This window comes from Pseudactinotalea sp. HY160 (assembly GCF_009372055.1).
In the GTDB taxonomy this organism is placed as follows: domain Bacteria; phylum Actinomycetota; class Actinomycetes; order Actinomycetales; family Beutenbergiaceae; genus HY158.
The window spans coordinates 54,057-67,966 of record NZ_WHMT01000011.1 but is presented as its reverse complement, the minus strand read 5'-3'; the positions used below and the strand labels follow the sequence as shown (position 1 = coordinate 67,966).

Here is a 13,910-nt window from a genome sequence, read left to right as displayed (position 1 = left end):
GCTCGCATCTGCGACTTCTTCCATGGACGACGACTCTGTCAGGGCAACCCCCGGGAGAGAGTCAAGCGCCTATTACGAAAAACATCAAGCCCTTTCGGTATAACCGCGAACAGAAGACGAAGGAGTGATTCCCATGTTCGGATGGCTCAAGGCTTAGATACCTTCGTCTATTTGTTAGGTTTTGCTTGACCGATCTCAGAAGTGTGTCTAACGTAGCGACCAATCAGTGAACCCCCTCACACGCTCACGCGCCGATGCCTCTGAGCCGAGTGAGCCGTGCCGACGTCGTCCTCAGCGGCGCCGCAGGCGGGAGCGCGTCAGGCGTGGGGAGTTCTGGTGTGCAAGCCGGACGGAGAACCATGACCGAAGACAGCGCGAGTCCACGCCCCCTCCCGGGCGGATTGCCTCGCCGGACGATGCTGGCCGGGGCCGCGGCGGCAGTGCTCACCCCCGCGGCGGTGGCGCTGACCGGGACGTCGGCCCTCGCCGCACCGGGCGGCCGCGGCGCCGGCGAGACCCACCGGATCACGATGTATGCGGAGGACCTGGGCGATGGTCGGGTCGGCTACGGCCTGGCGCCCGGGCAGGCGACGATCCCCGGCCCCGTGCTCGAGATGTACGAGGGCGACACGATGGAGATCACGCTGGTCAACACGACCGACCGGTCGCTCTCGATCCATCCGCACGGCGTGCTGTACGAGACCACGTCGGACGGCTCCCCGTTCAACGACTCCTTCAACGGGCCCGGCGAGACCCGCACCTACGTCTGGCGGACCACCACCGAGACGTCGATGGGCCGGGTGAGCCGCCCCGGTAGCGCGGGCTACTGGCATTATCACGACCACGCGATGGGCACCCCGCACGGCACGGGAGGCCTGCAGGCGGGACTCTACGGCGCGCTCATCGTGCGCCGGCGCGGGGACGTCCTGCCCGACCGGCAGTTCACGGTCGTGTTCAACGGCATGCTCATCAACAACGCGTCGGCGCCGCACACCCCGATGTTCGAGGCGCGCCTCGGCGAGACGGTCGAGTTCATCTGCATCGGCCACGGCGACATGTTCCACACGTTCCACCTGCACGCCCACCGGTGGGCGAATACCCGCACGGGATATCTCGAGGGCCCGCGGGACTCGAGCGAGGTCATCGACAACAAGGACCTCAACCCCGGCTCGTCCTTCGGATTCCAGGTCGTGGCCGGTGAGGGCGTCGGAGCCGGCGCGTGGATGTACCACTGCCACGTCCAGTTCCATTCCGACGGCGGGATGGCCGGGGTCTTCCTCGTGCGCAACGAGGACGGAAGCATGCCCGCGGGCGCCCAGGCCGCCATCGACCGATTCCACGAACACGAGGGGGGCCACGGCAACTGACGAGCTCGGCCTCCGGCCACCCGGCCGGCGATGACCTACTCCAAAGGGGGAGAAGTGAGCACGACACCACGACCACCCGCCAGCAGCCCTGCTGGCCGAGCCCGCCGGCTCAAGCAGGCCGGCATATTCACCGCGAGCGCCGCGCTCATGGCCACCATGAGCGTCGCCCCCGCCATCGCCGGCCCGCCCGGTCAGGCCGAGGCGGCCCGGTCCGGCGACGCCGTCGTCACCGCGAACGAGGAGGCGACGCCGACCGGTGACGTCGAGGTCCTCGTCTTCCACGGCGACCCAGCCGAGCAGGACGACCCCGTGCTCGAAGCGGCGAACACGATCGCCGAGCTCGGTGCCGCGAAGGGCTTCTCCGTGACCTCCACGAGCGACCCGGCGGACTTCACCGACGAGAACCTCGACGGCTACCGCGGCGTCGTCTTCCTCTCGGCCGTGGGCAGCGAACTCGACGGCGACCAGGAGGGCGCGCTGGAGGAGTTCATCAACGACGGCGGCGGCTTCCTCGGCATCCGCGACGCCGCCAAGGCCCAGGAGAGCTCGCAGTGGTTCACCGGCCTCGTCGGTGCCCGCCCCGCGGGCATCCGGCCGACCCCGGAGGAGGTCGCCGACGTCACGGCCACCGGCGAGAACCCGCCGCGGGAGACCGCCGCGAACCTCACCGACGGGGACGAGAACACCAAGTGGCTCGCGTTCGACGACGTCGCGACCGTCACCTACGAGCTCGTCGAGCCCGCCGTCATCACCGAGTATGCGATGGTCTCCGCCAACGACTTCCCCGGTCGCGACCCGGGGGCCTGGACGGTGCGCGGCTCCACCGACGGTGAGAGCTGGACCGACCTCGACACCCGCAGTGACGACTTCTCCCAACGCTTCCTGCGCAAGAGCTACGAGATCGACAACAGCACGGAATACCAGTACTTCCAGCTCGAGGTGCGCGAGAACGGCGGGGAGTCGGCGACCCAGCTCGCCGACTGGCTCCTGTTCACCGAGGAGGCCGTCAACCCGCCCGACGTCGAGGTGCCCACGCAGGAGGCGACGGTCAACGTCGTCGACCGCCGGCACGTGGCCAACGAGGGCCTTCCCCTCAACTGGACCCGTTCCGACAAGTGGTACAACTGGGAGACGAACCCGATCGGCCAGGTGCACACGATCGCCCAGGTGCAGGAATGGGACTACGACGCCGGCGACACCGCCAACGGCGCGTTCCACCCGATCTCCTGGTGCCGCGACTACGACGGCGGCCGGTCCTTCTACACGGGGATGGGCGGCACGGCGGAGAGCTACTCCGAGGACGGCTTCCGCAGCCACCTGCTCGGTGCCATCCAGTGGTCGACCGGGATCGTCCGCGCCGACTGCCAGGCGACCATCGGCTCGAACTACGAGATCGAGCGACTGACGACGCAGAACAGCCCGGGCGAGCTCGACCAGATCGGTGAGCCCCACGGCCTCGTCACGACGGACGACGGCACGGTCTTCTACGTCGGCCGCGGCGCCTGCGCCACGGGGGCGATCCCGTCCTGGGACGCGGAGAACGTGGGCCTCGGCTGTGGAACCATCCACCAATGGGACCCGGACACGGGCGAGGCCACGCTGCTCACGGTGCTCGACGTGTTCGGCAACCGCGGCAGCGGGGGCGAGCTCGTCAAGACCGAGGAGGGTCTGTTCGGGATCGAACCCGACCCGGACTTCGCGGAGAACGACTGGCTCTACGTCTACTGGATGCCCTACGACTCGATCGACACCGAGAACCGCACCGGAATGCGGACCGTCTCGCGGTTCACCTACGACCGTGAGAACGTGACCATCGACCAGGACACCCGGGTCGACCTGCTCGAATGGCAGACGCAGATCCACAGCTGCTGCCACGCGGGCGGCGGCATGGCGTTCGACGACGACGGCAACCTGTACGTCTCCACGGGGGACAACAACTCCTCCCAGGGCTCGAGCGGCTACTCGGGCAACAACTGGACCCAGGAGTACGCCGGCATCTCCTTCCAGGACGCCCGCCGCACCGCCGGCAACACGAACAACCTCAACGGGAAGATCCTGCGGATCCACCCCGAGGAGGACGGCACGTACACGATCCCCGAGGGCAACCTGTTCACGGGCGAGGAGGGCGGGGGCGACAAGGCCCGCGCCGAGATCTACGTCATGGGCGTGCGCAATCCCTCCCGCATCCAGATCGACGCGGACACCGACTGGCTCACGGCGGCCTGGGTCGGACCCGACGCCTTCCTGCCGGATCCGGAACTGGGACCCGCGAAGTACGAGACGGCGACGATCATCACCTCGGCAGGAAACCAGGGATGGCCCTACTGCATGGGCAATCGTCAGCCGTACCGCGACCGCAGCAACGAGGACGCGAGCATCCTGACCGACTGGTACGACTGCGACGACCTCGAGAACAACTCGCCCCGCAACACCGGCCTCGTCGACATCCCCGACGCGCGCGACAACATGATCTGGTACTCCCCGAGCGGGGGCGGCCCGGACTTCCCCCGGGACGAGAACGGCGTCCCCAGCTATGAGGAGGACGAGGCCACCTACAGCGAGCCCTACCTGCGTGGTGGGGGCCAGGCCGTCATGTCCGGCCCGACCTACCGGTCCTCGCAGGTGGACTCCGGCAGCGACATCGCCTGGCCCGAGTACTGGGAGGGCAAGTGGCTCATCGGCGACCAGTCCAACCCGAACAACCGCATGGCGATCACGGTCGACCCGGACGCGGTCGACGAGGCCGCACCGCCGGTCTTCGCCGAGGACCTGCGCCAGATCATCCGCGCCGGCGGAGGCGACAACCAGCTGCAGAGCTGGATGGACGCCGAGTTCGGGCCGGACGGCGCCCTGTACATGCTCGACTACGGCAGCGGATTCTTCACCCTGCACCAGAACCAGAAGCTCATCCGCATCGTCTACACGGGCGGCCCGGCGACCCCGGCGCCCGCGGCGACGGCCACGAGCATCCAGAGCAGCCCCCTCACGGTGCAGTTCAACGGATCCCGCTCCGGCGGCGTGGCCTGGGAATGGGACTTCGGCGACGGCACCACCTCGACCGAGGCCGACCCGCGCCACACCTACGACCGAGTCGACTCCTACGAGGTCACCCTCACCGTGACCTATGCGGACGGGACCGTCGAGACCGTCGGGACGGACGCCGTGATCGAGTGCGCCGTGCCCGACTCGCGGGACACGGTGTGGATCGGCGACGAGGACACGGGCGTGACGAACACGGACCTCGGCGGCTGCACCATCGCCGACCTCATCGACGACGAGGGCGAATGGGACAACCACGGGGCGTTCATCCGCCACGTCAACGACGTGATCCGGCAGCTGCGGGACAACGACGTGATCAGCGGCCGCGACATCGGCCGGCTGACCAACGGCGCCGCCCGCTCCGACGTCGGCACCCCCGGCGACGCCGGCTACCGCTGGCTCTTCGACGGGACCTCGGCCTCGCTCGACGGCTGGCGGCAGGCACCGGGCGGCCACTTCGAGCTGCTCCCGGGCGGATCGCTGCTGTCACAGGGCGGCCTGGGGATGCTCTGGTACGAGGCGGAGGAGTTCGAGGACTTCTCGCTCAAGCTGCAGTTCCGAGACGTCTCCGAGGGCACGACCTACGCCAACAGCGGGGTGTTCGTGCGCTTCCCCGATCCGACCGCGCAGGACCAGCCCGAATGCGGTCGGGGGCAGTCCCAGGCCTGGGTGGCCATCAGCTGTGGCCACGAGATCCAGCTCTACGACGGACCGACCGGGGAACCGCAGAAGACGGGATCGGTGTACAACTTCGAGCCCGTCGCGCGGGAGGACGCCGGTCTGACCGAGAAGGGCGTGTGGAACGACTACGAGATCCGCGTCGTGGACCAGCACTACACGATCGTTCGGAACGGGGTGGTGATCAACGAGTTCGAGAACGCTCCGGGCAAGGAGTCCTCGCGCGCCGGTGACCCGCCCACGGATCTGCGCCAGTTCGAGCGTGGCTTCATCGGGCTGCAGAACCACAGCAACAGCGACCGGATGGAGTTCCGCAACATCCGCGTACAGGACCTGTCCTAGGTCATCGCCCCACGCCGGGGCGCCATCTCGGGCCGGTGCGGCGCGCAGCAACTGTCGCCGCACCGGCCCCCTGCCTCTGAGCACGCCGCAATCTGAAAGGTGCACCGCTCTCATGTTCCACCACGTGACCTCTTTCCGCCCCCGGGCCAGGAGCTGGGGAGTGCTTCGGCGACTCGTCATCGGCCTCCTGAGTGCGATGATCGGCCTGTTCATCGTGCCCACGGCCGCGACCGCTCAGCAGCAGGTCCTCACCTGGACCGCGGGCAACAGCGTGACGCAGTACCTCTCCGCACCCGCCACGGCGGTCGCCGGCACCGCCACGGTCATCTTCGACAACAGCCGGGCGGCGGGGAACACCACCGGGATGCCGCACACGTTGACCTTCGACACGACCACGCCCGGCTACAACCACGACGTCGACCTGAACATCACCGCCAACCCCTATGACGAGAACGGCGGCTACTACGAGGCGGAGATCACGCTCACCCCGGGGACGTACCGATATCACTGCGTGATCCCGGGCCACGGGATGATGGTGGGGGAGCTCGTCGTCACCGCCGACGGAGGCGACCCGGACCCGGACACGACCGCTCCGGAGGTCGCCGCGGCGGTGACCGGTCAGCAGGACGACGACGGCGACTACCTCGGCTCGGCCGAGGTGGCCATCACGGCCACGGATGCGGGCTCGGGGGTCGACGCGGTCGAGTACAGCCTCGACGGCGGGGAGTTCCTCGCCTACGACGGACCCGTGGCGGTCACCGAGATCGGCGGGCACACGGTGGACTACCGGGCCACGGACGTCGCGGGCAACACCGCCGAGGGGAGCGTCTCGTTCACGATCGTCGAGGACGCCGACCCGGACACGACCGCTCCGGAGGTCGCCGCGGCGGTGACCGGTGAGCAGAACGACGACGGCGATTACGTCGGCTGGGCCGAGGTGGCCATCACGGCCACGGACGCGGACTCCGGGGTCGCGGCGATCGAGTACAGCCTCGACGGCGGCGAATACACGCACTACCACATGGCGGTCGTCGTCGCCGAGGTCGGCGGGCACACGGTGGACTACCGGGCCACGGACGTCGCGGGCAACACCGCCGAGGGCGGCGTCTCGTTCACGATCGTCGAGGAGGCCGGGCCGGACCCGGACACGACCGCTCCGGAGGTCGGTGCCGAGGTGGCCGGTGAACGAAACGACGACGGCGACTACGTCGGTTCGGTCGAGGTGGCCATCACGGCCACGGACGCGGGCTCGGGGGTCGACGCGGTCGAGTACAGCCTCGACGGCGGGGAGTTCCTCGCCTATGACGGGCCGGTGGCGGTCACCGAGGCGGGCGGGCACACGGTGGACTACCGGGCCACGGACGTCGCGGGCAACACCGCCGAGGGTCGCGTCTCGTTCACGATCGTCGAGGAGGCCGGGCCGGACCCGGACACGACCGCTCCGGAGGTCGGTGCCGAGGTGGCCGGTGAGCGGAACGACGACGGCGACTACGTCGGCTCGGTCGAGGTGGCCATCACGGCCACGGACGAGGGCTCCGGGGTCGACGCGGTCGAGTACAGCCTCGACGGCGGGGAGTTCCTCGCCTATGACGGACCCGTGGCGGTCACCGAGGTCGGCGGGCACACGGTGGACTACCGGGCCACGGACGTCGCGGGCAACACCGCCGAGGGTGGCGTCTCTTTCACGATCGTCCAGGAGGGCGAGCCCGGCGACTGCCCGGACGGCCGCGCGACCGTGACGATCGACGGCATCGACACCGGGGTGGCGAACGCCGACCTCGGCGACGGGTGCACGATCAACGATCTCATCGACGAGGCCGGCGACTACGAGAACCACGGCCAGTTCGTGCGTCATGTCGGTGACGTCGTTCGGCCGCTCGCCGACGACGGGATCCTCACCCAGCGGGAGGTCGGTGCGATCCTGCGGGCCGCCGCCCGCTCGCAGATCGGCCGCTAGGCCCCTGGCTCACCCGGGCTCACCCTGGCTCACCCGGGTCGCCCTGAGCGGGCCGTGACGACGGGGTGGCAGCGGCGCTCCGCTGCCACCCCGTCGCCATGCCCGGAACCTCGACCCGGAGTCTCGACCCGGAGTCTCGACCCGGCCCCATGCCCGGGCCGGGGGTCTCGAGGTCCGTGCCGGGCGGCCTCACCGCGATCCCGTGCGCACCCCGACGGCGAGCTCGGCCGCCTCCTCCGGGCCGAGGGATCGCATGGTCACCTCGACCTCGGGGCGTCCCGCGAGCTCCGAGCCGTAGGCCACCCCCCGCAGCGGCAGTACGTCCCAGGCGTCCCGACCCCAGCCGAGCGCCACGTAGTCGAGGTCGACGAACCCGCCCCGGCTCGGATCCACGTGGATCCACCCGCCCCCGGGCACCCACAGCGACGCCCAGGCGTGCAGCTCGCCGGCGCCCGAGGCCTGATCGAAGCGATAGCCCGTGAGATACCGGGCCGCGAGCCCCATCGACCGCGCCGCGGCGAGGAGCAGATGGGCGGCGTCGTTCACCGTGCCCGTCGCCTCCCGCAGCGCGGTCGAGGCACCCTGCGGGCCCGCACGGGCCGTGGGGACGATCCGCACCGAGCCCGCCACCCGCATGCTCAGCTCCCCCGCGACGTCGACCAGTGGGCGCCCGGGCCGGAACGAGGGCGCCGCGAACTCCCGGAACTCCTCGCTCGGCGTCACGAGCGGGGAGCCGAGTCGTGATTCGGCGACGGCGAGCGCCGCGCTCACGCTGCCCGCGTGGCCGGTCCCCTCCGCGTCGAGCACGGTGCGCACCGCCTGGGCCGTGTGCTCCCAGCTCAGCCGCGGCAGCGAGGCGGGGTCGGGTGGGCGCCGGGTCAGCTCGACGATCGATTCGGCCGAGATGGTCAGCCGGTCGTACGGCTGGGTCAGCTGGATGAACGTGGACATGTTGCCGTGGAAGTCCCGGCGCACCTGCCGCCGATCGGGCTCCGGATCGATCGTCACCGCGGCCGCATGCACCCGCTGCCCGCCGCCCGCCCGGGGCGTGAGCAGCAACCGCCCGTACGCCGAGGTGACCGGCCGCCGGTACCGCTGATCCGCACGGTGGGTGATGGCGAAGAAGACGCCCTCAGTCATCGTCGCCTCCCCCGGACCACAGCACCGCATCCGCGGGCGACCAGCGGTCGAGCGTGCTCATGAGCGCCCCCACCCGCCAGCGCACCGACTCGGTCAGGTCCTCCAGGTGGCGCAGCCGCCCCGTGGAGTCCGCCTCCGCGAGCCAGGCGCCGTCGATCTCCCGGGTGAGCTCGCGCAGGATGCTCGAGAGCTGCTCCTGGACGACGCCGCTCGCCTCGTGCGGTCGCGGCAGCCGCTCGAGGTCCTCGCCGAAACGTTCGAGCGAATACGTGAGCGAGCGCGGATTCGTGCGGTCCGCCAGCAGCAGGTCGAGCAGCGCCGGCAGCGGCGGGTGCTCGTGACTCTGACGCCGATGCGACAGGGCGATGTCGTGCATCCGCGCGAGGGCCGCGATCCGGTCCGCCTCGAGCGAGTAGTCGGCGGGCGTGACGAGCACGGCCGCGACGGAGGTGACGAGGAATTCGGAGCGAGCCAGGCGCCGTCCCATATCGAGCGCGCGCCAGCCGTCGTCGCGGACGACGGATTCGGCGAGCACCCCGGAGAAGGCGGCCATGGCGACGAGCCGGTCGGCGATCGCGCCCGGCTCGTCGAGCATCGTGAGGGTGCGCCAGGCCTCGGGGGTGAGGTGCTCCCGCACGGCCTGGGCGGCCCGGCCGAGGCGCCCGAGGGCGGCGGCCGTCGCCTCCGGGGCGGCGTCGATGAGCCCGGTCAGGGCGGCCTCGTCCTCGACGGCGGCCCGCTGGCGCCGCAGCTGGGCCTCGGTGCGCTCGAGCAGCACGCCGAACCGGAAGAGGCTCCCGGCCGAGGCGGCGCTCAGCGGGATCGGGCCGGTGAGCAGCCCGGGTTCGAGGGCGTCGTCGGGCGGGGTGGCGGACAGGACCCACACGTCCTTCGCATGCCCCGAGCCCGTGAGCCGGCCGGGCAGCGGCCCCGTCGTGGCCACGCCCCCGGGCAGCACCTCGAACCCGGCGGCGGTGGCCACGGTGAACGTGCGGATGCTCGTGACGGCCGGGGTGAGCCCGAGCGGTCCGAGCATCGGGGTGGTCGCGAGCTCGACCGGCTCCTGGCCCACCCAGTCGTGGGGCATGGCCGCGATCCGCACGGCGAGATCGGTGCGCTCGGCGGTGCTCAGCTCCCAGCCCCGGTACTGGTGCCCGGTCGAGGTGCACGTGACCACGAGTTCGTGCAGGTGGGCGATCACGTGCGAACCCATCTCCCGCTCCCCGCACCAGTGCGTGGGCACCGAGGGCAGCAGCAGCTCCTGGGAGAGGAGGGTGCGGGCGGCGGCCGGCAGGTAGCTGAGCAGCGCCGGGTTCTCCAGCACGGCCGATCCGATCGGGTTGACCACGCTCACGGCCCCGTGATGGGCCGCCTCGAGCAGGCCGGGCACCCCGGAGACCGACTGGCTGTACAGGTCGACCGGGTCGCTGCGGGCGGAGTCGACCTGGCGCAGCAGCACGTCCACCGGCTCCATGTCGCCGACCGAGCGCATCCACACCCGCCCGTCGGCCATGTGCAGGTCGCCGGCGTCGACCACGGGCAGGCCGAGGGCGTCCGCCAGGTGCAACTGGTCGAGCCCGGGCGGCTGGGGCACGAGCATCGCCATCCGGGGCCGCTTCGCGCCGTGCGGGGCGAGGGCGCCGAGGGAGTCGCGGATCGTGCGGAAGAACGGCCCGACGCGGCGGATCGGCATGTGCCGGTAGCCCTCGGCGAGCACCCGCGAGACCGCCCGCCGGGTCGTCAGGGCGAATCCGAGGCCCCGGGGCAGGTCGGTCCCGATCTCGGTGACGAGCCAGGTGCCGTCGTCGCGCCGGGCGATCTCGCTGCCGGTCATGAACAGCTGGTGCGGGCCGGGCACCCTGATCCCGTCGGCCGCCCGCAGGAACCCGGGGTGGCCGAGCACGAGCTCGGCCGGCAGCACCCCCTCGGTGAGCAGCCGGCGCTCGCGGTACAGGTCGGTCAGGATCGCGTCGAGCAGCTCGGCGCGCTGGGCCAGGCCCGCGGCCAGGTGCTGCCACTCCTGCTCGTCGAGAATGACCGGGAGCGGGTCGAGGGTCCAGTCGCGGATGTCGGCGACCCCGGCCCGCACCCCCTCCTCCACGAGGATCCCGGTCAGGTCGGCCTGCCGTTGGGCGAGCGCGGCCGGGGAGGAGAGCCCGGGGTCGGTGGCGAGCAGGTCCCAGGCGGACCGGGCCGCGGCGCTGGCGTCGAGCAGTTCGTCGTGCGCGGCCGCCGGCGGCCGGGTGCCGGCCTGATATGCGGCCAGAAGGTTGGTCATGGCCTCCCCTTCGCGTGGCTGCGACGACGCCGCCTCTCCTGCCCGCATTTTACGCTCCGAGCGGTGGAACCGCAGCCGAGTGGCGATCGGCCTCCACCGCTCGGGGCGGGTCATTCGGCCAGCGGCGGATGCACCGTGAGCAGTGACCACGTGCGCTTGCGGGCGACGAGCAGCGACCCGGCGGCGAAGACCACCGCGGCCAGGCCGGCGAGGATCGCCAGGTCCTGGGCGAGCTTGGCCCCGGAGCCGCCCGTGAACACGATCCGGAACGCGTCCACCACGTAGCTCATCGGCAGGTAGGGATGGATCGCCTGGAGCAGCCCGGGCAGGGTCTCCACGGGATAGATCCCTGCGGAGGAGATGAGCTGCAGCATGAGCAGCACGAGCAGCACGGCGGATCCCACGAGCCCGAGGGCGTTGCGGGCCAGGTGGGCGATGAGGGTGAACAGCGCCACGGTCACGGTGACCACGAGCACTGATCCGGCCGGGTCGACCGGATCGAGGCCGAGCGCGAACCACGAGATCGCCAGCAGCAGATAGGAGCCGACGAGCCCCAGCCCGAGGATCGGCAGCCAGCCCACGAGCTGGATCCGCACCGGGTTCGCCGGGCTCGCCAGCGCCCGCCCGGTGGTCGGACGCAGCACGAGGAACACGACGATCCCGAACACCCACAGCGCGATCGCGAAGAAGAACGGCGCGAGCCCGCGCCCGTACACGTGCGCCGGGTTGTCCACGGCCAGGTTCACCTCGGTCGGGTTCCCCAGGATCTGGGCGTTCGCCTCCCGGGTCTGCGGATCGAGCGCGGGCACGGCGGCCACGAGGTGGTCCACCCCCGCGGCCAGGTCGGCCGAGCCCGGACCGGCCTCGGCGAGCCCGGCGGTGAGCTCGCCCGCGCCGTCGCGTGCGGGCCGGAGCTGCGAGGCGAGTTCGGCGGCCCCGTCGGCGACCTGGTGGGCGCCGTCGTTGAGGTCGTTGATCCGCGCCCGGCCGTCGGTCACCTCGGCCTGCAGGTTCGGGGCGGCGGCCACGATCTCGCGGGTCGCGTCGTGGATCGTCCGGGCCCCCTCGTCCACGTCGTCCGCGACGCCGGCGATCTCGCCGGTGCGCTCCTCCACCCGGGTGGCCGCATCGGTGACGGCGGCGAAGAGCGGGTCCTCGCCCGCCTCCGGATGGGCGGCGAGGTAGTCGGTCAGGGCGCCGGTCACGGCCTCGGTGCGGGAGTGGAGCGTGTCACCGGCACCGGAGACGAGGCCGGTCAGCTCCGCGGCACTGCCCGCGAGGTCCTCGGACTCGGCGGCGATCCCCGGGATCGCGGGGGCGATGACGTCGGCGACCGGGTTGATCACGTCCGCGATCTGCTGGGTGCCGTCGGCGACCTGGGCCGCCCCGTCGGCGAGCTGCGCCGAGCCGTCGACGGCGTCGGTGAGCCCGCCGGCCAACTCCGCCGAGCCGTCCACGGCGTCGGTGAGGCCCGCGGCCAGGTCGTGGGCGCCGTCCTGAAGCTGCACGAGGCCGCCGCGGAGCGCGTCGAGATCGCCGTAGACCGACTCGAAATAGGCCTGGGTGGCGGCCGAGTTGATCTGGTCGTGCAGCTGCTTCTGCACGGTCTCGGCCATGATGCCGACCACGAAGCCGTTCGCGTCGTCGCGGCGCATGTCGACGACCGCCCGGCGCGGGGTGCCCTCGGCCCCGGAGGCCAGGTCCGCGGAGAACGTGGCCGGGATCGTGATCGTCAGGTAGTAGTCGCCCCGGGCGAGCCCGTCGGCGGCGCTTGCCTCGTCGGTCAGCTCCCACCCGAACACGGGGTCGGCGAACAGGTTCTCGACCAGCTGGTCCCCGGCAGCGACCTCGGTGCCGTCGACGGTCACCGGCACGTCGTGGTTGACCACGGCGACCGGCACATCGTCGAGGCGCCCGTACGGGTCCCAGTTCGACCACAGGTACAGCGCGCCGTACAGGCTCGGCACGATGAGCAGGAAGAGCACCGCGAGGCGGTGGAGCGGGCGGTGATGGCGCGTGATCTCGGTCATCGCCAGGCGCAGGGTTCTCATGCGGCCGCTCCGTTCGCGTCGCCGAGGTGGATCACTCGTTCCCCGGCCGGCGGCAGCGCGGCCACCGTGCTCACGATCACGGCCGACGGCGCGCTCACGCGGCCCGCGGCGACCCGAGCCGTGAGCTTCCACAGGCGCGCGATCTGGGGGATCGTCAGGTTGGCGTCGAAGTCGTCGAGCACGATCGCCCGCGGGTTCCCGAGCGTGGCGCACAGCAGGTGCAGCAGCGTGAGTTCGTCGGCGGCGAGCTCGCCGGCCGGGAGCCGCGAGGGCAACTGCAGGTCGAGGCGGCTGCGCCAGGTGGCGAGCAGATCCCGGGCCTGCGTCCGTCGCAACCGGGCCCAGTCGGCGGCGTCGTTCACGTTGTCGGCGACGCTCAGCTGCGGATCCAGCCCGATCACGCCCGCGATCCGGGCCACGTTCACGTGATCGCGCACCCGCCGCCTCGGCGGATGGACGACGGCGCTCCCCGTCGTCAGGTCGAGTCGCCCCGCGCATGCGAGCAGCGCGGTGGAGCGGCCACTGCCCGAGGGGCCGGTCAGGGTCGTGATCGTGCCCGTGTGCGCCGTGAACGAGACGTCTCGGAACACCCAGCCGCGGCCGCCGCGCAGTCCGGCCCCCTCGAGCCGGACGGCGGGCTGCGGCTCGACCGGTGCGTCCGGTTCGGCCGGTACCTCCGGCTCGGTGGGCGCATCCGGCCCGGCCGGCCCATCCGCTTCGGTCGGGTCGGTGGGCTCAGCCGGCGCATCCGCTTCGGTCGGCGCACTCGCTACGGTCGGCGCGCTCGCCTCGGTCGGCGAATCCGGCCCGATCGCCTCGGTGGGCTCGGTGGGCTCGGTGGGCTTGGTGGGCTCGGCGGGAGACTCGGGGGACATGGGCACACTCCTCGAACGGCGCGCCGGCGCCGGTTGAGCACTACGGACCGCACGAATCTACGCCGGGAGCACGCGAGTGTGGGCCGGGTCGGGGCAAGGAGCGGTGTGGTTCCGGGCACAGTTCCCCGTACCGACGGTACCGGGTAGCTGCCGGGTGCGGCCGATGGGACCTTCCGCCCGGTC

The 13,910-nt window shown here is 71.6% G+C and carries 7 protein-coding genes; 3 read left to right on the top strand and 4 right to left on the bottom strand.

Annotation, left to right across the window (positions count from 1 at the left end; translation table 11 throughout):
- The first annotated feature begins 359 nt into the window (after nt 1-359).
- The 3 genes from GCG21_RS11280 (at nt 360) to GCG21_RS11270 (ending at nt 7,383) form a co-directional block, all read left to right on the top strand.
- Entirely contained in the window at nt 360-1,367 is a 1,008-nt protein-coding gene (locus tag GCG21_RS11280) for a multicopper oxidase domain-containing protein (RefSeq protein ID WP_227993698.1), read from the top strand.
- A 54-nt stretch (nt 1,368-1,421) separates the two neighbouring features.
- Nucleotides 1,422-5,426: a ThuA domain-containing protein gene (locus GCG21_RS11275; RefSeq protein ID WP_370517468.1), complete on the top strand. Its 4,005-nt coding sequence runs from the start codon at nt 1,422-1,424 to the stop codon at nt 5,424-5,426.
- Between the two features lie 160 nt (nt 5,427-5,586).
- On the top strand, nt 5,587-7,383 hold the full coding sequence (locus GCG21_RS11270; protein ID WP_227993696.1) for a copper-binding protein: 1,797 nt from the start codon (nt 5,587-5,589) through the stop codon (nt 7,381-7,383).
- A gap of 189 nt (nt 7,384-7,572) precedes the next feature.
- On the opposite strand, the gene GCG21_RS11265 is transcribed toward GCG21_RS11270, so the two are convergent.
- The 4 genes from GCG21_RS11265 to GCG21_RS11250 form a co-directional block, all read right to left on the bottom strand.
- A complete protein-coding gene (locus GCG21_RS11265; protein WP_194165054.1) occupies nt 7,573-8,523 on the bottom strand; it encodes a transglutaminase family protein in 951 nt (316 codons plus the stop codon).
- On the bottom strand, nt 8,516-10,801 hold the full coding sequence (locus tag GCG21_RS11260; RefSeq protein ID WP_152909780.1) for a circularly permuted type 2 ATP-grasp protein: 2,286 nt from the start codon (nt 10,799-10,801) through the stop codon (nt 8,516-8,518). Before GCG21_RS11260 ends, GCG21_RS11265 begins: the two co-directional genes overlap by 8 nt.
- Before the next feature lie 110 nt (nt 10,802-10,911).
- On the bottom strand, nt 10,912-12,852 hold the full coding sequence (locus tag GCG21_RS11255; RefSeq protein WP_152909779.1) for a YhgE/Pip domain-containing protein: 1,941 nt from the start codon (nt 12,850-12,852) through the stop codon (nt 10,912-10,914).
- The gene (locus GCG21_RS11250; RefSeq protein WP_152909778.1) at nt 12,849-13,727 is read right to left on the bottom strand and encodes an ATP-binding cassette domain-containing protein; all 879 of its coding nucleotides are present in this window, start codon (nt 13,725-13,727) and stop codon (nt 12,849-12,851) included. The genes GCG21_RS11255 and GCG21_RS11250 overlap by 4 nt, the downstream gene beginning before the upstream one ends.
- Nucleotides 13,728-13,910 lie beyond the last annotated feature (183 nt).

Coding starts and splice junctions, on each gene's coding strand:
- GCG21_RS11250 (WP_152909778.1), bottom strand. CDS start 13,727: ATGTCCCCCGAGTCTCCCGCCGAGCCCACCAAGCCCACCGAGCCCACC.
- GCG21_RS11265 (WP_194165054.1), bottom strand. CDS start 8,523: ATGACTGAGGGCGTCTTCTTCGCCATCACCCACCGTGCGGATCAGCGG.
- GCG21_RS11260 (WP_152909780.1), bottom strand. CDS start 10,801: ATGACCAACCTTCTGGCCGCATATCAGGCCGGCACCCGGCCGCCGGCG.
- GCG21_RS11255 (WP_152909779.1), bottom strand. CDS start 12,852: ATGAGAACCCTGCGCCTGGCGATGACCGAGATCACGCGCCATCACCGC.
- GCG21_RS11280 (WP_227993698.1), top strand. CDS start 360: ATGACCGAAGACAGCGCGAGTCCACGCCCCCTCCCGGGCGGATTGCCT.